We start from the raw sequence: 19,694 nt of genomic DNA, 5'->3' as shown, positions 1-19,694 counted from the left end.
TACTCATATGATTGCTGTACACAAAACGAGAGAAGCCATTCGTCTTCTCTTTGCTCCACAACAGTTAAGCCATAGTGAAATTGGTCGAATACTCGGTATGCCAAGGCAGACTATTGATGACACCTGTAAGCGTGCCACTGACGCTGCTATTACCTCAGAAATGCTTGATACACTTGATGATGACGAGCTTCAGCACAGGATGTATCCTAAGTTCTTCGCCAAAAAGCGATTAAAAGTCGAGCCGCCATATCAAGAAATCATCAAAGAATGTTTTGAGGCACATAAAAAATATCGAAAAACGATTTGGGTCAAATATTGTGAGTACAAACAAAAGTTTGGTGATAAAGGTTATAAACCTTCTCGGTTTTATCAGTTAATTGCTGAGCATGTAAAAAGTACGCGCCTGTCGATGCTACAAATCTCTGCACCGGGCGAGGTCATGTATATCGATTATGCTGGCTCGACGGTTTCTCACCAAGAAGATGGTAAAACAGTCACTAACTATGTCTTTGTCGCCACTTTGGGCTATTCGACTAAACGCTTTCTTTATGCCACCAAAGATATGACGGCTGAAAGCTGGATTAACGCGATTATTGCGGCAATCGACTTTTTTGGTGGTATGGCAGAAGTCATTCATTGTGACAATGCACGTGCTATGGTTAAAACGCCAGGGTTGCTTGCTGAGCTCAGTAATCATGCTCGTGAGTTTGCGAAATATTCCAACGTTCATATTGATACGTCAGATGTCTTCACGCCAGGGCATAATTTTCTTGCTGAGAATCGGGTCAAAGAGCTGACCCATAGTGTCATTGCAACGGCCAACACGGATTTGACGTTTTTTTCACGTACGGAAATCAATGATTACTTTAAGGCCGAAGTGGAAAAACGCAACAATACGCCACATCAGAAAACTGGTCTGAGTGCTAATCGCTTATTTTATGCCGATGAGTACAATCAGCTTAGACCAAAACCTAAACGACCTTTTGAAATCATTAAATATCGCACGGTCATTAAGGTTCCTGAAAACTACTTCGTTTACTATGAAGGCAATCGTTACTCAGTACCTCACCAATATAGCAATGACTATGTTGAACTGAGAGCGACCAGTGAACAGCTTAAAATCTATTACAAAGGCCAATTACGGGTAGTACACGATATTGTGCAGGGTAAGAATAACGTGGTCTCCATTGACGAACACTTACACCCTAGACACCGCGCTCAGAAAAATAAAACTAAACCTCATTACCTCTCATGGGCGAAAACACTCGATAACAAAGTCGTTGAGGTGGTTGAGCATTTTTATAGCAAAACCCGCCATAACCATTCTCGGCCTGTTGGCAAACAGTGCCAAGCTTTACAAAAGCTGCAACAAAAATACGGTGACCAAGCGCTTATCAGTGCATGTGAATATGCCATTAACTTTGACATGGTAACTCCAACAGAAATCGAACTTATCCTCAGAGCCAAAACCTGTGAGCCCAATGAGTATATAGCTAGCACTAAGCACCAGAATTTGCGTGGTCAAGATTATTATGGGGAGATGTAAAATGACTGAATTAACATCACTTATCGCTCAGTGTAAAACACTAAAACTCGATGGTTTTATTCCTTTGCTTGAGCAAGGCAACATTGAAGCCATGTCCAATGAAACGCTTTTAACGGAACTGTTAACGGCACAAATTGCTAAAAACAAAGCACGTAAGATAAAGCGTTTAGTGACACAAGCTAAGTTACGTTATACGAATGACTATATCGCAGACATTGAATATGAGCTATATCCATCGCTTAAAGTTAATCAAGTTAACCAATTAACAACTTGCCAGTGGCTCGAAAATAAACAAAACCTCATTGTTCTAGGGGCAACTGGCACAGGTAAAACGTCACTAGCCTGTCGTTTTGCCCAAGAGGCGATTGCTCATGAGCGTAGTGTACTTTTTTATCGTTTGTCTCACTTACTATTAGCGTTGCTTGCCGCCGATAAAGAAGGTGAATTGATGAAGCTGATAAAGCGACTTGGCCGACCTGATTTACTTATCCTTGATGACTGGGGTAATGCCCTAATGGATAGAAATGAGCGGCACCTATTGTTCGAGCTTATTGAATATCGTGAGGAAAAAGGCTCATTGCTAATTACATCGCAATATCCAATCAAGGCATGGCACGAAACATTCGGTAATGAAACGATTGCGGATTCAGTGCTCGATCGTATTGTCCATAAAAGTCATAAAATTGAGCTAAGTGGAGAGTCAATTCGCAAGTTACTAAGTACGACTGAAGGAGGTGAACTGTGAACAATAACCGCTACGTTGATTTACTTGATCGAATAAATCTTGATGAATTGCATATTCGGCAAGCCTTTGACTATTATCGTAATCGATTTCAAAAAAGTGAAGTGGCACAGGGGCTTGTTGAGAGTTGCTGTGCTATAGATGATGCTCTGCGAGAAAACACTATGATAGGCTTCTGTGACCGTACCATGGGGCGAAATATCCCTCGCGCAAAAACAGCTGAAGGAGCAGCAATACGAGGAAGCCTGCAACGAGTAGGCTTAATTAAAGCTACTGGACATGAACTATTTCGTGGCTGCGTTGTATTTCCGACCTACAATGATGATGGAACGGTAATATCTGCGGTTGGCTATCGAATTGGTCGTGTTCGTTCTGGTGACAAACCTGTTGTGTATTGGTGTCGCCCCGAATCTAAAGGATTTGTGGACGCTGGAATGTCTTTTGCCAAAGAGTTAGTGCATGGACAAGCCTACCACTAAACGTATTTGGCGATGTGCCAAGTACTATTTTGAGCTTTGTCTCGCTAAAGGGCAAAGCTCTGACACCGTTCGTGGTAAACGAGGCGGTCTTAAGAAGTTCTTTCTTTGGTGTATAGACCGCAATGTTACCCGTATTGACCAAATTGATTTGGATTTGATGGACGAATATGCAGCTTATTTAAACGCTTATCGTAAGCCCTTGGATAATGAGCCTCTTTGTCCAGCACAAAAACGAAACCTACTTACGTTTGTTAAAACATTCGTTAAGTACATGCACATCAAAAAGCTGCTACCGACAAATACACTTGAAAACATCGAACTCCCATCCAAAGGCGAGCAGATACCTAAGGCGCTTTATACGACAGAAGAAATAGAAACCATTTTAGAACAACCACTACTTTTTGGGATTAAAGGCTTGCGTGACCGTTCTATTCTAGAGACCTTTTTTGTTACGGGTATTAGACGAGGTGAATTAGCTAGGCTTAATTTGGATGATATTGATTTCAATAGTAAGTTAGTTCGAGTTCACGGTAAGGGTAAAAAAGAGCGCTTAGTCCCCATTAGTCAGCGGGGGTGTGAATGGCTAGCTTTTTACATTGGTAAGATTAGACCAATGTTTGCATTTATTGGTTCAGAAAAGGCATTGTTTTTGGCTAATAATGGCAAACGCTATGTGCCGGGTAAATTGTCTGATATGGCATCACAGTATGTGAAATTGGCCGGGTTTGACCGAACTGGCGCGTGCCACCTATATCGCCACAGCACAGCGACAACGATGCTCGATAATGGCGCTGATCTCCGCCACATTCAAGAAATGCTAGGCCATGCCAGCATCCTCACAACACAACTCTATACGCATGTTAGCCGTAAGAAGTTGTCAGAAGTTTATGAAGCGACTCACCCATCTGCTGAGAGTGGTAGTGGCCTTTTCTAAATTCCGCAATCAATTGATTACAAAGTTTAAATCGATGAGAATAGTCTATTACTTTAGAATTCAATTAAAAAAACAAAGGAATAATGTTTGAGCGGTAAAGACGGAAATAGAGGATATTTAATTCAGTCAATAATTGCGCTGTTGGAATCGCTTCACGATATTGATTGGACTACAGTAACAATAGAGGCTGATCATATATCGGATAAGGTAGATGTTGCTTGGCAAGGAGAAAAAGGTACTAAAGTCAGCCAAGTTAAATCGTCAATTAATCAAATTTCAAAAGCCAATGCTACAAAGTGGGCAACTGAGTTAAAAGAGCAATCTCAAGCTGATGCGCACATACTACTTCTAGTTGGACCCTGCTCCCAAAGTGTGACGAAAATGGGCAGCTACAATGATGTTTTAATTCCTTGCCCTAAGAATATGGATATTAATGGATTGTTGAGAGAAGCTTGTCATTTACTAGCCGTTTTTCTAGAAAAAAATAATATATATGCACAATCATTTTTGCATAGAGAGGCGATAGCTAATGCTTTGGTTACTAAATTATCGACCATTGCGAGTCATGGAATTAGTTTATCTAGGCGTGAATTTGTAAATCTTTTAAAAGATTGGTGTAGTTCTGTTTCTAGTGACACAAACTTTATGTGGGAGCAAGTTGATTTTGAGCAGCAGAGGGGGCTAGAAAACGCAATAGCAGGGAGAAGGCTTGGCCCATCTGACGTGGTTCATTGTCCTGAACTTTCTATCTGTACTGAGATAAAAGTAGAGTTAGATAGATCTCATTTATATTGGATTACAGGTAAACAAGGTTGTGGAAAGTCTATTACGGCTTGGCAAGCAGCTAAAAAGTTTTATGACGAGGGCTTTATTGTTTGTAGACCTGATTATAGTTCTGAGCCTGCTGAATTATTAAGATCGTTAGTTAATGACTGCAATAAAGTTTTAGTTATTGATGACGCACAACAATACCCGCAAGAGTTTATTGAACGCTTGTCAGAAAGAGCTTGTTCAACATTAAAAATAATATTTACTAGTACATTTATTGATTTTCATATTCCTTCTCCCGCATTAATTTCTCCCTCACTAGCTAACGAAGAAATTCAGAATGCTCTTATAGAGAGAAGAAAAGAAGTATTACCCATTGTTCAAAGATTTGATGAAGATGTTAACGATAGTTACATGGGGACGGCTCTAGAGAACAGGCTTAAACAATGTTCTGAACAAAGTTCACCTTGGGAATTTTTTTGGGTTTTACGTGGCGGTTGGAAAACAGCTCGAAAAGAGTTTACAAGAATCAAACAGATACCTCATGCAAATTTAATACTGTCAATTATTGCTGCTAGACAAATAAGTAGTTGTGATGCAGGGCTTTAGAGAAGTAACTTAATAATTTCAGTAAAAGAAATGGGGCTAAGTTCTGAAGAGGTCGCCATAGCACTTTCAAGGCTAGATTCTATTGGCATAGTCACGATATCTGATGAAATTTTGAGAACAAAACACTTAAGTTATGCAGATAGATTAATTGGTGAATGTTTCAGTAGTAAAAACTACCAAGCGTGGCCTACTTCGGTAGAAATAGTATTGAAAATAATACTAGATAATAAAGTAACTTTAGAAGGTGTTTATTGGCTTCTCCAATCAATTGATTTAACAGATGCAACTAGATTCGAAAATAAAACGTTATGGTTGTCGATGCTAGAGCCTTTGAAGTACAGATGCAAACAAGAATGGAAACAAAGTGAATGGGCAATAGGTTGTTATTACTATCTTATCCGCTTTTTTGGAATTTCAAACGAAGAACTGAACTTAGATGAAGAGTATCTATTGCAGTGGTTCTCTTCAGGTTTCGGCAATACAGCCATATTTAGCAAAAATATTGCTAATCATCTTATCAATTTATGTCGAGGGGCCGAGTCAGATTTATCTTCAGAACTAGTTCAGGACCTATTTGAAAAAATAAATAGTGAAAAGCTTATTCGGCTAGCAAATAAAATGTCAGTAAGTGATTTTTATAGCTTTGGTGAGTTGGTAAATAGATTAACTTATTTCCGTCCCAAGTGGGTTGAAGGCTTTGCTGCGAATTTTGAGTGGAGACGAGTTGTAAATTCAATAAAGATAGCTAATCCCGAATACCTATACTCAGTAGATAAATTAATTGAAAGTGTTTTTCTACTAGATAATTCAGGTAAAGAAAATCACGAATATAAGTATGTGACTGATTCAATACCATTTATTACTAAGTGTTTTGAAGCTGATCCAATAAACGCTATCAATGCTTTTGATGGTGTATTTTGGCGCTGTTTAGGCTTTGGTCCTCATTTTTTAAGAGGAGGTAAGAACCCTACAGCTCAACAACTTAAAGTAGCCAAAGATATAATTTCGAATTTATCGCCTGAGTTGATGGCTAAAAAAATGAATAACTTGGTCTCACGCGATCTTGAAAACTTAGCTCGCTCTCTCTCCATAATTAATGAAATAGATGAGAGCTTTATACCCGATTTAGTATCAAAACTTGATCAAAATAAATTCAATAGCTCTATTTACTCTGATTGGAAAAAACAATCGAATGAACTTCAACACTTGATAAGGTTTTTTGGTATTGAAAGTAACAAAGAACCAGCTAGGTCTTGGATTTCTTCCAACAGAGATAATATTGAAGGGGGGCTACAGCCTATTTTCATTGGTTTTGCACCTGAAGTGGCTATTGAATATTTTAACAATGGAAAACCATTAAAATTATTTGATAAAGAAAAAAGGTGGCCTGAAACTGTATTTGCTCTGGCATCATTAGCCGATCACGATGAAAAAATTAGTATTGAAATAGTGCAGCAATACTTAGATGAAATAGAGGATGCTTTGTATCATCTAACATTAGATCCTCCGTACCTGATCTTAAACTTTTTCCGCATTATCCACTCATTGTCGGTGGATTTATTTTTAAAACTAATTTTCAGAATTAATTTGAATGATCCTAGGGCGTTAAAAACTATAAAACAGCTAAATGAAACTCAAGAAAACGAAAGGAAAAACTATTTAAAACTGGCTAGGTTAGCAATGAGATTAGGCGGAGAAGTAGCAAATTTAGGAAAAGTTTTGAATGATCAATTAAAAATGAACTAAAAGAAGCTATAGGCACACATGCGGTAATCGATTGGATCGTAGTTCGTACTAATTTATATGCAGGCAAGATACTATGATCCAGTTATCGGTCGTTTCTACTCGAATGATCCAGTTGATGCCTTGGGACATGCCTCGGTAGGAAAATTGGTTCACGGTTTTAATCGATATGCCTACGTTAATAATAATCCATATAAATACATCGACCCAACAGGCATGATTGGAATGGATACAGTTCAGCTAGATCGCTTGTCAGGCGAGCAAGCTATCCAGATTCAAGGTGAAGTTGGAGGTAATATTGTCTCAACAATAGATACAGCTTCAGATCTGACAGGTGTTGCTGGAGCTATTAAAGGAGTTGTTAAAGCTGGTGCTAAAGCTGCTGCTAAGAAAGCGCTGAGCAAAAGTCCGTGTCCGTTAAGTTGCTTTGTTGCTGGTACTCAGGTGCTAACTAAGGAGGGACATAAACCAATTGAAGATATTAGCGTCGGTGAATTAGTTTGGGCTAAAAATGTCCAAACAGGTAAATCTGAATGGAAAGCTGTTACGCATACTTGGACTGTATACGACAAAGACATTTATGAAATTAGCGTTAGAACTTTAGAAGGTGTGACGCAGACCATTGAAGCTACGGAAAGTCATCCATTTTACGTATTAGGGAAAGGCTGGAGAGACACCGTTGATTTACAGCTTGGTGATAAGTTAGTTGATAACGAAGGAGTGCCTTTGGTAATTGTTTCGTTGAGAAGCTTGGAGCGGAAAGATACGGCTTATAACTTTACTGTTGCTGATTTCCATACATATTATGTAACTCAACAAAATATTCTAGTGCATAATTGTGGTGGAGACCGTCAAATGGTAAACCCCAAGAATCTTGTGCCTACTCAAACAAAATCTGAAATGTCGGGATCAAATGTTAAAAGATTAACTAAGAGTATGAAAAAAGATGGCTTTGTTGAAGGAAAAGGTGATGATGGTCCAGTTTCTGTGGTGGTCGGCCCCACAGGAAAGCTAGAGATAGAGAATGGACATCATAGGGTTCAAGCAGCAATAAAAGCGAAGATTGATAAGATACCAGTAGAAGTTTACAAAGGGGGCAATTAGTGATAGCTAAGTCATACAAGGCTGTGTTCGTCCTACCGAAAGAGACAGAAAAAAAACTTGGCGAATACGGTTGGGAATTTAATTCAAAAACACCTATGGATATTCAGATAGTGAATGCACTTTTGGCAGAATTCCCTGAGTTAGTTAAAGGTGAAACAGACGTAAACACCTTTAGAAAGGCTGATTTGATTATTGATATTGTCAATGAATCCAGTAATGCAGATTATATGTACATCCGGGATTATTCTGATAATAAATCTAATCTTAATAAGATCGTGAGCTTATTTGGCGACAATCCAAAATTAGATGTGTTCGTGCCTTAGTTCTAATTTTAAGTATTGAATCCAAAGCCTCGCACTAGCGGGGCTTTGTTTTTGGCTGCTTCTAAATCCCAATGTTAAACTGTATTATTGGCAGTAATGGTTACTGTGGTTGCGTAACCGTCCGGCGAACAGCACATCCTAATAAATCTTCGTTAAATTGTGACGAATTATCGTGTTAAACAAGTCTATACTATCAAAGTTGATTGAATTCCCTAGAGACTAAAATGCCCCAGTTAACATGACAAGAAAGCCGACTCACCCGGGTGTATTCTTTAAACGTGAAGTACTCGACAAGCATCATATTTCGCTTGCTGATGCCTCTAGACACCTAGGAATTGATGAAGATACCCTCACGGTCTTTGCTAATGGCCAGTCTAGGTGCAGTGTAATAATGGCACGTCGGCTCGCGCTAGCAACTGGGACGAGTATCGATATATGGCTTAACATGCAGTCTATAAGAGATATTTGGGAGGCTGAAAATATTACAGAAGACCTTGGTGTTGACTTAGCCTTTTGGCGTATGGGACGTGCTTAGTAATCATACAATATATGAGGAAATCAGATGAGTACAAAAGAATGGTTTTATGTCACTGAAACCTCTGATGTTGGTGGCTATCAAGAAGTAACCCTTGAACGAGATAACCATAACCCCGTCATTATTCAAGTTGAAAACCCTGAAGAATACTCGGTGTGTAAAGAGAATAATTATCAAAAAATTACGTTAGCGATTGATGCCCAAGAGTTTGATAAACTTGCCATTGCTTGGTGCAAGAAAAGAAAACTTCATGGTGCTCTTGGTGGTCCAGTTGGAAGAGAATATGGTAGTCCTGATTGCCTAGATAAATGAGTTACCCTATGAAAAAACTGCTGACTAAACGAAATAAACTAAAGCTATCATCTTACCTAAAAGCCGCGAGGCGCAACGATTTATCTTTGGCTTTTTGGCTAACATTTAAAAAGCAGTTGTCAGAGTATAAAGCAGTTGAAAGAAAATCGCGTCATGGTACCAAACTGTGTTGGCAAAACTTTGAATGGGATAGTGAAAATCAGACGATGACTGTCCCTGTTCATTCACGTAAAACGAACGAAATCCTCTCATATCGATTCTTTCTTGAGAAATCGATGTTACCTACAGACAAACAGTATTTATGGCCTGAAAAAGGTCACAATTAATTCCAACGTTTCTGCAAAATACTCTTGTTAACGCAGGGTATTAAGCATCTGATAGGGGTCATTGCCGACGAATGGATGGATAATACTATCCTCGCCATTCTTTCGCTGATTTTATCGGAATGGTCGCTGAAATAGATCGAAACAGGTGCTGAGTAGTTTTGTAATTGATGCCGAAAGTGAGTGGAATTTGCAAATAAATCTATAAAACTTCCAACTAAGTTGTAAATGCATATAACATGCGTTTTAACAAAAAAAATCTCTCGTCGATGGGCTCCTAATTTTAACTAAGCTAATTGTTTGCCCCTTATGAGGGGATTAGGTGTAAAGTGTCACTTTGTAAATCGATTTCAATTCTCGCCTTTGAATTAGAACGTCAATTTAATTGTATTGAGCCATTACATATCAAGTAAATTGATATTTTGAAATTGATGCTATTGACGAATTGACAGCGCTTAATTTGTATGGCGCATTTCAATCTAGAGAAACTAAATGACTATTCAAAAAGGTTATTGAGTTATTGCAGTCGCGAGGTATTATCATAAAAGGTAAATTTGACGTGGCTAATTGGTAAGTAAACCTCACAAGTTGCTTTAGATGGGACTACGAAAGCTTACTCGATTCCGCTTCGTTACACAATTTAGCTAAATATTTAGCAGCTCCTTCTTGGGGCGTAGTGTTTTTATCATCACTTGGAATAAAAAATGAGACAGGTTACATGGACGAAAGCACTTACTGTTGTCACTGCAATTGGTGGCGCAATAATTGGTAAATGGGCGGTAAGTGATCTGTTTACTCAATCGACCGAAGATAAAACTAAACTTCTTATGCAAGCTGCGAGTGAGCTAAATGCAAACTTACCAATGAATATTGATGCTGATAATGTTTTGTTCTCCACTGTCGGGATGCGCAATGAATTTATCTACAACTATAAGTTACCAAATTACGAAAAAGAAAATATAGATATACCGGCTTTTTTGGGTAATATGAAGCCAACTATAACAAACTCAGTTTGTACCATTGAATGTATGCAAACTTTCAGAAATATGGAAATTATCGTTTCTTATAGTTACTTTGATGCAAACCAAAAACAAATCACAGAAATCAAAGTTGACACCAAAGAATGTCCAAAAACATAACAAGCAATTTGCCCATTAAGCCACCGTTACGTGTATCGATAGTATGGATTACATCAAATATCATTACGAAGAATTACTAAAGCTCTTAATTATTATTTCTTCTGAGCCAACAGTTCAATTAGAAGCTCATGGTATTGGTAATGCCGAAGAAGAGATGGCAATTGATTTAGCGTTTCATTTCAACGAGTATAAAACTCAGCTTATTGAAACTGGCCTTTTATCAGCTGATGATGCGCAAACCATTTCTGAAATTGATGCATTTTTCGAAGCCAGAAGTAACGATGTTTATGAATCATTTTGGAGTGAGTTAGAGACTCACCCTGATTGGGTTACTTTGCGTAAAATGGCTAGCAATGTTCTTGATAAAATGGGCAAAGGCAATCTCTCAATAAATATTGACGTTAAAAATGAAACTAGTTGGTTTAGTAAAAGCGTTACTAGTCAGCAAATTACAATCGAGTTAGTGTCAAAACTCACATAGCTTGCTGTTAAAGGTGAGACAACTAACAGCTTGTCGTGGTTTCGTTTCAGAAGTATAAGCAAACATTATCAGCCCTCAACAGGGCACTATGCATTTTTTAGATAAGGTGTTGAATGGAAGCTATATATGATCAAATTGGAACTGGATACACTGTTACTAGGTGTACAGATCCGAAAATAGAAGCTCAAATAAAAAGTGAATTAGTTAACGCAAAAAATATTGTTAACATTGGGGCTGGTACAGGATCATACGAACCTGAAGGTGTGAATCTAGTCGCTGTAGAGCCATCAATTGAGATGATAAATCAACGAAGCCCATGTTCTTACCCAGTAAAACAAGCTAAGGCCGATAAACTACCTTTTCCTGATAATTATTTTTCCCATGCCATGACAGTACTTTCGATGCATCACTGGGAAAATAGACAACAAGCATTTGATGAAATAAAACGAGTAACAACAACGAGATTTATCGCTATTACATGGCTCCCTGATTCAGCTCCATTCTGGTTAACCAGAGACTACTTTCCTGAAATATATGAAATTGATCGTCAAATTTTCCCTAGCATCCATGAGTTAAAGAAGTCATTTAAAAACATAGAAGTAAAACCATTATTAATTCCTGATGATTGCGAAGATGGTTTTTTAGCGTGTTTTTGGAAACGCCCGGAAGCGTATCTTCATAAAAATGTTCGTTCAGCTATTTCTACATTTTCTAAAATTACGAAATTGGAACTAGGTCTTGAAAAGTTAAAAAATGATCTGACCACTGGTGTATGGAATAAGAGAAATGCTGGCTTATTAAATAAGTCTTATATTGATGTAGGTTATAGAATTGTTAGTGTAGATTTGAGCATGAGCGTATAACAAGTTGCTCAAATTAGTTTGTAAACTCTCTGCGACAATTAATAGTTGGTGTTGCACTTGGCGCTGCAAACTGCTCTTTAGCAAAGAGTAATAGCTCTTGGAGGTTTTGGTGAACTACCTAATCTGTATATGCTTTGTTGTTTTTTAGCACTAGTTTGTTTGCCGAGTGTACGAATACACCTATAAGAAATGTTCAAGGAACCAAGCCCTTGGCTTCCAAACTATATAAAGCGGCTAGGAACGCTGAAATAGGAGTATGGAAAGATGAAGCACTTTACAAGGAAACATTTTCATCATTAGATGATTTAGTAAAAAATAACGGAATAAAGATTCATGTCGCCTATGTAGATACTACTTGGTGCTCATCTTCGTTCTGGGGAACTTACAGGCTAATTTTTTAACTAATAAATGGAGCAAGTTGGTCAGTACAACAGTATTTAAGAGCCAAAGTTGATTGCCCCAAATACACTTGAAATTCCTTATGAACAAGACCTCGAAACAATTTGACAATTTCGTGACAAATTCCCGGACTGTTTAGAGGTTTCAAATGATTTCTTTCTTCTACAAAACAGAAAAGAGTTGTAACAAGCCCATTAAGCGCGGGCGTTAGCTTTTATTAGCATAAAGGTAATATAACTTATTGTGAAATATCTATTTTTAATGTTGTTTTTATTTTCATTTAATGTTTTTTCTCAGAGTAGTTGTATGAATACAATTACAAAAGGTGATATTAGATCTGTTGATGCAGACTGTTTCTCATACGATAGAGAGCACCCTTTTGTGTCTCTTGTTTTAAAGAGTAACTTTAGTCATAAATTTGGTACGTATGACTCTCCATCGATTGAAGCAAAGTACATTATTGATGACGCTAAAAATAATAATGCAGTATCTCAATATATTTTGGGAGTTTACCTATTTGGGCTAGCGTACAAAGAGCCTATTAGCGAAAAGTTAAAAGGTAATTTTGATAGTCAAATTGCATCCAAATCAGAATTTTGGATTGCTAGATCTGCTGAAAATGGTTATTTGCCAGCAATGATTGCAGCATTGCATGATTTGTTGATGAAGGGACACCTTGATCAACAGCAAATAGATAGAATGAAAAAATATTTGTTAGCACTTGAAGAGGGCAATTATGAAAAAATAGATAAACTCAGAAAAGAGGTAAATAAAAGGGTTTTTCTTTTTAATCCTTTATCAGCTGAGAGTTTGAAATTTTTTGATGAGCTTACGGAAAAAGAGCTGATTCAAATAGCAGATGGTTATATTAGTGGTCTGCACCTTTATTCGCCAACAACTCTAGTAGAGATAGACTTCAATAAATTGAAACGAAATATCCCACAAGGGAAAAAATTATATGTTTTGGCTATCAATAAATTTGAAAGCGGAGAAGCAAGCTATAAATTGGCGAGAGCCATTAAGGGCAAGGGGTCTTTGTATTATTACAAGCTGTCTGCTAAGTATGGTTACTCAAAAGCTATGGCGTGGCTAGGTTCATTTTATTTCTGTTCGGGTGCCGATATTATGGGTAAGCATTGGCTTGAAAAAGCCAAAAAGGCTAAAGATATCGACGCGATTGATACTTTGGAAGAAATTTCAGATTATGGTGATATTTATGATTGTTCACCTTATAGGCACTCTTATTTTTTTGAGTAGTTAATAAAAGACAAAATAACGTATTTTAGTATTGGTTTTAGCATAGAGAGCGAATAAGAGCATTCTAGGTAGGACTAACGCTTGGCTCGTATTTCTTCACTGTTGATTATAGCCAAACACTAGCCGCTACTTTTACAAACGTTATGTGTTTGTGTTTATTGTTGGGTATAAAGTACAGAAAGGTTTACTTGTGGAATTAAGTGACGAAGAACGTCAAAAACTAAATTATATTTTGGCTTGTCGTAAGAAAAATCAGAATAATAGGTTTGTGCTCAGTATCATTTCTATTCCGCTTCTAATCGTGGCGCTATTGCTGCCAAATTTAAAGCCTTTGTGTGGCCTTTTGGTGCTAGTCTTGATAATAGTTCAACTCTATTCTATAACTAAAACCGCGCACGTTGTATGCCCAAGGTGCAACAAGCCTTTTGGTAGTAATTGGCCTATTGCCCTAGATGTTGGCGGCAATAATTGCCAATCATGTGATTTGTCTCTTAGTGATGTTTATAAAGACAGTGCTTAGGCTTAGCTCCAATAACACACAATAAGTTGTTAAAGAGATACGACTAAATTCTCGCTCGGTTTTTCTTCGCCGCACATTTCAGCCAAATATTGTAAGCTCCTGCCAGAGACATGATTATATTTGGATATTCCAATGTAGATTCGACAATCGAGGAACTAAACAAAATAATTAATCAAGTATGGGACAATGGAGATCACTTGATTACTAAACAGCTTTATATTCGTAAAAATTCAAAGTGGATTGAGTTTGCGGAGCACTAATGTAAGTAGTAAAGCAGGACGAGCCATCACAAATTGCTTTGAAGGACAAAAAACTGTTGGCTAGCCTTGCTTTGTCGGGTATCGTCGCCACAAGGTTCTTTTCAGTATAGTAAAGCGTTAGCAGGACAAGGTTGAATCGATGATTGAGAGAAAAAGAGGTATTTACGAAGGGCGAAATAAATCTTCCGCGTATAAAGATCTAGTTTGGACAGTAGCCACATCATCAGATACGTCTTTGGACATAAAGGGCCAGACTCAATTGACTCTGGAGACAATTCAAGAGAATCTAGTCGAGCTTGGTAGTGACAAAACTAAAATTGTATCCGCTCAAGTTTACATCGCGGATATGAACTCTAAACAATCAATGGACTCAGTTTGGTGTGATTGGTTTGGTAATAACCCTCAAAATTGGCCTCAACGTGCTTGCTTAGGTGTAGACCTCGAAGGTGATGTGTTAATTGAAATAACTGTTACAGCGGTGCGCTAAAATGCCGCTAGCAAGCCAATAAAGAGGGACTGGTAAAGCTTGGTTTAGTCCGCTTCGCTTGAGTTTTTAGCCAAACATTATCAGCCTCCTATCTGAGGCGCAGGTGAATAGTTGACATGAATGGTGACGAGCTAAAGAAGCAAATTAAGGATATTGTGCGTACAGCAATACAGCATGGTTTTAATCGTTCTTTTTGTGCGCTTGAAGAAGCAAAGGCGATTGACTCAAAGAAAATGCGTGAGCATTACAAAGGTGTTGGCTCCAGATATTACGATATAGTTTCTAAAGAGATGGAGTTAACTGAAGAACAGCTTGATTGTGTTATCGATGAAATTGTTACCTCTGCTATGAAAGGTAGATAGTAGATAATAGTGCTCAGTTTACCCAACAAGCCAATAAAGTCGTACACATAACGGTTGTCTGCACTCGTGTTTCGCCAATGTTAGTTGACGATTTTGGAAAATTATTAAGGCGTTAGCAATCAAGGAGCAGTTATGAGTATCGAAGTGTGGGTTTCCTTTGTCTTAGCATCAATGATGTTGTGTTTTATCCCTGGACCAACTGTTTTCCTTGTTATGGGACAATCCTTAAACCACGGAAAAAAATCAGTAATTCCTGTGGTAACCGGGGTTCTTTCCGGTGATATCATCGCAATGAGCATATCTTTTGCTGGCTTAGGGGCTTTATTGGCAACATCTTCGGCGCTATTTAGTGTTTTCAAATGGATTGCTTCAGGATACTTGGTGTATCTAGGCTTTAAAGCTTGGCGTACTGTGCCTAATTTGGAAGATCCTAGCAAAAAAGAGAATAGAGGCAGTAAAGTATTTAGAGAGGCGCTAATTGTTACTGCATTAAATCCAAAAGGGATAGTTTTCTTTATTGCTTTCTTTCCATTGTTCATAAATACAAGTAAAGATGCATTACCGCAAATGTTAATAATGGGTTTTTCGTTTTTAGTAGTGTCTGTGCTCAGTGCCACCTTCTACTCAGTTTTTTCTAGTTATCTTCGAAGTAACATTAAATCATTAAAGTCTCAAAAAATTTTTAATAAGGTCAGCGGCTCCATGTTAATAGGAGCCGAGGCTGTTACAACGACCTTGCAGAAACAGGGCTAACAGGAAGACTACATCGGTCCCAAAATGCTTGGCTTGATTAGATTAGCTCATAATTGTAGCCGAGCATTTTCGCCCTGTAGTAAGACGTTCACAGTAAATAGATATGGATAGTTTCGATGGAACACAAGCGCAATAACCCTGAATTTAAAGAATCCTCTGACAAAATCGATCTTGTTCGTATGCAGCCAGAGATTGCGCTGTTGAGTTCTATGCAAAAATCAAAAACACTTACCTTAATTGTTATCATTGGTATTTTGGGTTTTGCTGGCTTTTTATATTTTTTGTATAAAATGGCATAGGTATAAATGGTACTGCCAACACCGTTATTTTACAGGTAAGAAATTAATCTTAAACCATTGGAAATTAAGTTTTAATGGTCAACGAATGAGGAAATTTACAGCTTGTTGACTCCTTACGTTGAGCTGTCGGCTTCATACAAAAGGATAATAATTGACGATAGAGCGGTAGTTGACTGAAATCAAACTAAGAGGTTAAGCCCTTTGGGCTATGAAAGTTTCTTCTATTAATAGCCATAACTCTAAAAAACAAGCGGTATAACAAGGGATAACGTGCTTTGTAACACGCGCTGTAACGGAACAAGTAAAAGTCAGTTCATGTTGTAGCGCACTTAATTTTTGATAAGCTAATTACCTACCAGTTAAGCAAGTGATAGCTTCTTTTTGAGGGTGGAGCAAAATGTCAGGGTATAGATGGACATGTCAAGCCTGCCAGACAGGCAATGAACCCAATTTTGATCAGTGTCAGTTTTGCGGTTGCCCGGCTAATGCTGGATCAGAAGATATTGAAAAACACATAAACCCAGAGGGTTTCAAAAAAAAGAAAGCGAAAGAGCAATATTCAAATTCTTTGTTTGTATACTTCTTTATTCCTTTTTTTGCGGCAATCTACGCCGTAAACGGCAGGCATGAATCTTTAGTCATTCTTTTAGGGATGGCAGTAGTAGTAACTATTAATAATATAAAATTGCTCACCCATATTTGGAATGATCGTTGGGCTAGGAATAGCTTAATAGTAATAGCGAGCTTATTTTTAGCTTCTATATTAGTTCGTATTTTTATTATTCCAAATAATAGTCCATTAGTTTGGTGGTCTGCATTGTTTTATTTCTTGTTGGCTCCGTCATCTTTCTATTACTTTTTTTACAGCCGAAACGGTAAACGAGTTTTTAATGAATATTACTCGAAAGCCAACAAATGACTGAGGTGAGACGTTAATTGAGTAAGGCCAGATGCTAGCAACGTTAATCATAGACACTGAAATATTAAGAGATGGAGGTAGCATGTCTATTTCTTTTCAAGCTCAAAGCCTTGATCGATTTGCGTTAATATTTCCCATTTGTCATCCTTTCAATGTAAAGTTTAATAAACCTATACTAACCAATTTGTCTCTGGATATTGATTTATCAATTAGTTGGTGCGACAGCTTAATACACTTGAATCAATTAGCTCTTCTTTGTAAAACAGATGAGCAAAATTTATTTGTTAATAATATGGTGAAGGTGGCTAAGGAATTTGTCTAACTAGCTGTTACACCAGAACGGCTAAAGTTTGGCTCTTTTTTGCTTGTTAATAACACAATTCAGTCAAAAGTTTATCATCGCATATAAAGGGCGCTATGTTTTTAGGAGACTAAGTACTTGTCAATCAATTGGAATGAAGCTAATTATTTGGGTTATGAATGGATTTTAGATAAACCTGAAGAGCAGTTTTACATCAAAGACGATTTTGATGATGACCGGCTTATCTTAAGTGGCCCCTCCACTAAATTAGGTTTAAGTGCATATCAAGAAAAAAAAGTAAGGGATGGATGGAGCAAAATATTACCAACCTTAGAAAGTGTGGAAATGTTATGGGTAGCGCCAAAAGTTAACCAAACCCTTTTTGATGCAATTTGTAGTATGCCTAATTTGAAGGGACTTTCAATAAAGCACTCTAGTATAAAACATATCGACTTCAGAAAATTATGTAATTTAGTTTACTTTAATTTAGGTAGCTCTACCCAATTAGAAACTTTGAGTGGAGTTGAACAATTGACTAATCTAAAGTGGTTAGAATTTGAAAATATAAAGAATATTTCAGATATTGGAGCGCTTTCTCAATTAAAAAAACTCAGGGTACTTGGCTTAAACGGCAGTATGTGGACAACTCAAAAATTAGATACACTATCTCCAATTCAGAGCTTAACTAACTTAGAACGTCTTACTCTTGTAAATACAAGAGTATTTGATAAAAGTCTTGAGCCATTGCATAACTTACCTTACCTGAAACGTGTTGATATAGCCGAGTGGTGGCCAGATGAACAAATTAGTGCACTGCATAAAGCAAACCCTCAGTTAATCAATAGCTAGCAATAGTTGCGAGGTTGTTAGCTAAGATAAAACATCAGGCGCTTTTATTGGATACATAATGGTTAGTGCCAGCCATGGCGCGCTTTGTTTTTGCTAACAATATATTAGCTCTTAATTTTGGAGAGAGCACGTGAGGGAAGTTTTAAGAGTATTTTCAATGCTATTACTAATAGTCGCTTGTTCTCCTACCTGGCAAGAACTTCCTTATGAGGTTTATTATATAGATGGAACAAAAACGTTAGGCTACTCATTAGGCGAAGGCGCTTATATTAGTCGTGTACTCGAGCCCAAATATATATCATCTAACGATAAGTATATTTCAGTATATGCCTGCCCAGAACAATCGTGCTCATACTTCTATATAGATAAAGTTAACGATCACAAATTTGCAGAACATAATGAGTTCGTTTTCGGCCCATACACTAAAGAGCGGTTCTCAGACTTGGAAATTGAGTTTGGGCTACCACAACTAAGTGTTAATTAGCCTTCATGCCAAAAGACGTTTTAAGGCGACGAATAAACGTAAACCTCTGTTGTTGCGCTGTTAGTTTTCACTCAATTAATTATTTTCCCTTATGAGGGGTTGGACGATAAAGATGAAAATCTTACTGAAACAGTTAACAATTGCGCTCTTAATTATTCTTACTGGGTGCGCAACTCCTCAAGTTTATAACCCTGACGAATTAGACAAAAAGAGTTTGTCTCGTGTTTTTAGTGATTCTGGAGAGTTGTTTATCTATACAGCAGATTACAGTGCTTGGATTTTATATATATATGATTTAGATAATAATGAGTTAACGAAAAGGCGAATTGGTAGTACATACATAAATGATATATCTCTTCCACCGGGCACGTATTATTTCCATGTTTTTTGTAAAAACCAATGGTACCAAGCGAGCCCATCGGCATACTTTAGACTAGAAGCCGCTAAAAATTACGAAATAACTTGTGAAGAAGGCGAACGTGATGGAAATACTTTTTTCAATAAGGGAAGTCATTCAATAGTACATTTAAAGATTAAAGAATTATAGTCGTTTGACATGTCCATTAAAACAGGATAGCCAGCCGCGTGCTCGGTTCTGCTTTGGCTTAGCTTTTAGCAAACTATGGCTCCTTACAAGGGCTTTAGTCAGGTATAAGCATTCAGGTTAAAACAGTATTATTGCCGGTTATTTTCGGTTCTCGTAACTATGTAAACGAACTGGTAAACATAAATGACTTTCTTGATGCCGCCAAACTATTAACTGGTAGCGATTACGCGATATCTATGATCCCAAGTGAACGGTTAAAACTTACAAAAGCTACAGCGGTAAATGCACATGTCGGGAAAAGTATTTTTGACAAGGCAATTTTGGATGCGTTACAGAAATATTTCACCCTCAAATAG

The 19,694-nt window shown here is 37.5% G+C and carries 24 protein-coding genes; all 24 read left to right on the top strand.

The annotated features are described in order from the left end of the window. Positions 1-7 precede the first annotated feature (7 nt). The 24 genes from J7384_RS16815 (at position 8) to J7384_RS16700 (ending at position 19,338) form a co-directional block, all read left to right on the top strand. Positions 8-1,546: a DDE-type integrase/transposase/recombinase gene (locus J7384_RS16815; RefSeq protein WP_209115700.1), complete on the top strand. Its 1,539-nt coding sequence runs from the start codon at positions 8-10 to the stop codon at positions 1,544-1,546. 1 nt (position 1,547) lies between these two features. Continuing rightward, the gene (gene istB / locus J7384_RS16810) at positions 1,548-2,291 is read left to right on the top strand and encodes an IS21-like element helper ATPase IstB (RefSeq protein WP_209115699.1); all 744 of its coding nucleotides are present in this window, start codon (positions 1,548-1,550) and stop codon (positions 2,289-2,291) included. Then, positions 2,288-2,767 (top strand): hypothetical protein, encoded by a 480-nt coding sequence (locus J7384_RS16805; RefSeq protein WP_209115698.1) that lies wholly within the window; start codon positions 2,288-2,290, stop codon positions 2,765-2,767. The genes istB and J7384_RS16805 overlap by 4 nt, the downstream gene beginning before the upstream one ends. Further along, on the top strand, positions 2,748-3,701 hold the full coding sequence (locus tag J7384_RS16800; RefSeq protein ID WP_209115697.1) for a tyrosine-type recombinase/integrase: 954 nt from the start codon (positions 2,748-2,750) through the stop codon (positions 3,699-3,701). The genes J7384_RS16805 and J7384_RS16800 overlap by 20 nt, the downstream gene beginning before the upstream one ends. A gap of 87 nt (positions 3,702-3,788) precedes the next feature. Next, positions 3,789-5,078 (top strand): hypothetical protein, encoded by a 1,290-nt coding sequence (locus J7384_RS16795; protein WP_209115696.1) that lies wholly within the window; start codon positions 3,789-3,791, stop codon positions 5,076-5,078. Positions 5,079-5,108: 30 nt separating this feature from the next. After that, positions 5,109-6,824: a hypothetical protein gene (locus J7384_RS16790; RefSeq protein WP_209115695.1), complete on the top strand. Its 1,716-nt coding sequence runs from the start codon at positions 5,109-5,111 to the stop codon at positions 6,822-6,824. Between the two features lie 57 nt (positions 6,825-6,881). Next, positions 6,882-7,925 (top strand): polymorphic toxin-type HINT domain-containing protein, encoded by a 1,044-nt coding sequence (locus J7384_RS16785; protein WP_209115694.1) that lies wholly within the window; start codon positions 6,882-6,884, stop codon positions 7,923-7,925. Then, a complete protein-coding gene (locus tag J7384_RS16780) occupies positions 7,925-8,248 on the top strand; it encodes a hypothetical protein (RefSeq protein ID WP_209115693.1) in 324 nt (107 codons plus the stop codon). The genes J7384_RS16785 and J7384_RS16780 overlap by 1 nt, the downstream gene beginning before the upstream one ends. A 238-nt stretch (positions 8,249-8,486) precedes the next feature. Further along, positions 8,487-8,783 carry a HigA family addiction module antitoxin gene (locus J7384_RS16775; protein ID WP_209115692.1) on the top strand — a complete coding sequence of 99 codons (297 nt, stop codon included), beginning with the start codon at positions 8,487-8,489 and terminating at the stop codon, positions 8,781-8,783. Between the two features lie 27 nt (positions 8,784-8,810). Beyond that, complete coding sequence (locus J7384_RS16770; RefSeq protein ID WP_209115691.1) at positions 8,811-9,095, top strand: hypothetical protein; 285 nt, start codon at positions 8,811-8,813, stop codon at positions 9,093-9,095. A gap of 8 nt (positions 9,096-9,103) precedes the next feature. Next, positions 9,104-9,421, top strand: coding sequence for a hypothetical protein (locus J7384_RS16765; RefSeq protein WP_209115690.1), 318 nt, complete (start codon positions 9,104-9,106; stop codon positions 9,419-9,421). Between the two features lie 701 nt (positions 9,422-10,122). Continuing rightward, entirely contained in the window at positions 10,123-10,557 is a 435-nt protein-coding gene (locus J7384_RS16760) for a hypothetical protein (RefSeq protein ID WP_209115689.1), read from the top strand. 43 nt (positions 10,558-10,600) lie between these two features. Then, a complete protein-coding gene (locus J7384_RS16755) occupies positions 10,601-11,038 on the top strand; it encodes a hypothetical protein (protein ID WP_209115688.1) in 438 nt (145 codons plus the stop codon). 113 nt (positions 11,039-11,151) lie between these two features. Next, complete coding sequence (locus J7384_RS16750) at positions 11,152-11,901, top strand: class I SAM-dependent methyltransferase (protein WP_209115687.1); 750 nt, start codon at positions 11,152-11,154, stop codon at positions 11,899-11,901. Positions 11,902-12,606: 705 nt separating this feature from the next. Continuing rightward, positions 12,607-13,557 (top strand): hypothetical protein, encoded by a 951-nt coding sequence (locus J7384_RS16745; RefSeq protein ID WP_209115686.1) that lies wholly within the window; start codon positions 12,607-12,609, stop codon positions 13,555-13,557. A gap of 190 nt (positions 13,558-13,747) precedes the next feature. Beyond that, positions 13,748-14,077 carry a hypothetical protein gene (locus J7384_RS16740; protein ID WP_209115685.1) on the top strand — a complete coding sequence of 110 codons (330 nt, stop codon included), beginning with the start codon at positions 13,748-13,750 and terminating at the stop codon, positions 14,075-14,077. A 399-nt stretch (positions 14,078-14,476) separates the two neighbouring features. Further along, on the top strand, positions 14,477-14,824 hold the full coding sequence (locus J7384_RS16735) for a RidA family protein (RefSeq protein ID WP_209115684.1): 348 nt from the start codon (positions 14,477-14,479) through the stop codon (positions 14,822-14,824). A 116-nt stretch (positions 14,825-14,940) separates the two neighbouring features. After that, complete coding sequence (locus tag J7384_RS16730; protein WP_209115683.1) at positions 14,941-15,186, top strand: hypothetical protein; 246 nt, start codon at positions 14,941-14,943, stop codon at positions 15,184-15,186. A 132-nt stretch (positions 15,187-15,318) separates the two neighbouring features. Then, positions 15,319-15,939, top strand: coding sequence for a LysE family translocator (locus tag J7384_RS16725; RefSeq protein WP_209115682.1), 621 nt, complete (start codon positions 15,319-15,321; stop codon positions 15,937-15,939). Positions 15,940-16,055: 116 nt separating this feature from the next. After that, positions 16,056-16,238: a hypothetical protein gene (locus J7384_RS16720; RefSeq protein ID WP_209115681.1), complete on the top strand. Its 183-nt coding sequence runs from the start codon at positions 16,056-16,058 to the stop codon at positions 16,236-16,238. Between the two features lie 397 nt (positions 16,239-16,635). Next, positions 16,636-17,157 (top strand): hypothetical protein, encoded by a 522-nt coding sequence (locus J7384_RS16715; protein ID WP_209115680.1) that lies wholly within the window; start codon positions 16,636-16,638, stop codon positions 17,155-17,157. A gap of 82 nt (positions 17,158-17,239) precedes the next feature. After that, entirely contained in the window at positions 17,240-17,479 is a 240-nt protein-coding gene (locus J7384_RS16710; RefSeq protein WP_209115679.1) for a hypothetical protein, read from the top strand. 117 nt (positions 17,480-17,596) lie between these two features. Then, positions 17,597-18,307, top strand: a complete 711-nt coding sequence (locus J7384_RS16705) for a hypothetical protein (protein ID WP_209115678.1) — start codon at positions 17,597-17,599, stop codon at positions 18,305-18,307. Positions 18,308-18,903: 596 nt separating this feature from the next. Next, on the top strand, positions 18,904-19,338 hold the full coding sequence (locus J7384_RS16700; protein ID WP_209115677.1) for a hypothetical protein: 435 nt from the start codon (positions 18,904-18,906) through the stop codon (positions 19,336-19,338). The last annotated feature ends 356 nt before the right edge of the window (positions 19,339-19,694 follow it).

This window comes from Endozoicomonas sp. G2_1 (assembly GCF_017744155.1).
GTDB lineage: Bacteria > Pseudomonadota > Gammaproteobacteria > Enterobacterales > Alteromonadaceae > JAGHQT01.
This window is presented reverse-complemented; position numbering and strand designations above follow the sequence as displayed.

Excerpts from the sequence above, each read along its gene's own strand:
- J7384_RS16710 (WP_209115679.1), top strand. The coding sequence starts at position 17,240 with ATGTCTATTTCTTTTCAAGCTCAAAGCCTTGATCGATTTGCGTTAATA.
- J7384_RS16775 (WP_209115692.1), top strand. The coding sequence starts at position 8,487 with ATGACAAGAAAGCCGACTCACCCGGGTGTATTCTTTAAACGTGAAGTA.
- J7384_RS16715 (WP_209115680.1), top strand. The coding sequence starts at position 16,636 with ATGTCAGGGTATAGATGGACATGTCAAGCCTGCCAGACAGGCAATGAA.
- J7384_RS16785 (WP_209115694.1), top strand. The coding sequence starts at position 6,882 with ATGCAGGCAAGATACTATGATCCAGTTATCGGTCGTTTCTACTCGAAT.
- J7384_RS16750 (WP_209115687.1), top strand. The coding sequence starts at position 11,152 with ATGGAAGCTATATATGATCAAATTGGAACTGGATACACTGTTACTAGG.
- J7384_RS16790 (WP_209115695.1), top strand. The coding sequence starts at position 5,109 with ATGGGGCTAAGTTCTGAAGAGGTCGCCATAGCACTTTCAAGGCTAGAT.
- istB (WP_209115699.1), top strand. The coding sequence starts at position 1,548 with ATGACTGAATTAACATCACTTATCGCTCAGTGTAAAACACTAAAACTC.
- J7384_RS16770 (WP_209115691.1), top strand. The coding sequence starts at position 8,811 with ATGAGTACAAAAGAATGGTTTTATGTCACTGAAACCTCTGATGTTGGT.
- J7384_RS16755 (WP_209115688.1), top strand. The coding sequence starts at position 10,601 with ATGGATTACATCAAATATCATTACGAAGAATTACTAAAGCTCTTAATT.
- J7384_RS16700 (WP_209115677.1), top strand. The coding sequence starts at position 18,904 with ATGAAAATCTTACTGAAACAGTTAACAATTGCGCTCTTAATTATTCTT.
- J7384_RS16725 (WP_209115682.1), top strand. The coding sequence starts at position 15,319 with ATGAGTATCGAAGTGTGGGTTTCCTTTGTCTTAGCATCAATGATGTTG.
- J7384_RS16730 (WP_209115683.1), top strand. The coding sequence starts at position 14,941 with ATGAATGGTGACGAGCTAAAGAAGCAAATTAAGGATATTGTGCGTACA.
- J7384_RS16760 (WP_209115689.1), top strand. The coding sequence starts at position 10,123 with ATGAGACAGGTTACATGGACGAAAGCACTTACTGTTGTCACTGCAATT.
- J7384_RS16720 (WP_209115681.1), top strand. The coding sequence starts at position 16,056 with ATGGAACACAAGCGCAATAACCCTGAATTTAAAGAATCCTCTGACAAA.
- J7384_RS16800 (WP_209115697.1), top strand. The coding sequence starts at position 2,748 with ATGGACAAGCCTACCACTAAACGTATTTGGCGATGTGCCAAGTACTAT.
- J7384_RS16735 (WP_209115684.1), top strand. The coding sequence starts at position 14,477 with ATGATTGAGAGAAAAAGAGGTATTTACGAAGGGCGAAATAAATCTTCC.
- J7384_RS16765 (WP_209115690.1), top strand. The coding sequence starts at position 9,104 with ATGAAAAAACTGCTGACTAAACGAAATAAACTAAAGCTATCATCTTAC.
- J7384_RS16745 (WP_209115686.1), top strand. The coding sequence starts at position 12,607 with ATGAATACAATTACAAAAGGTGATATTAGATCTGTTGATGCAGACTGT.
- J7384_RS16815 (WP_209115700.1), top strand. The coding sequence starts at position 8 with ATGATTGCTGTACACAAAACGAGAGAAGCCATTCGTCTTCTCTTTGCT.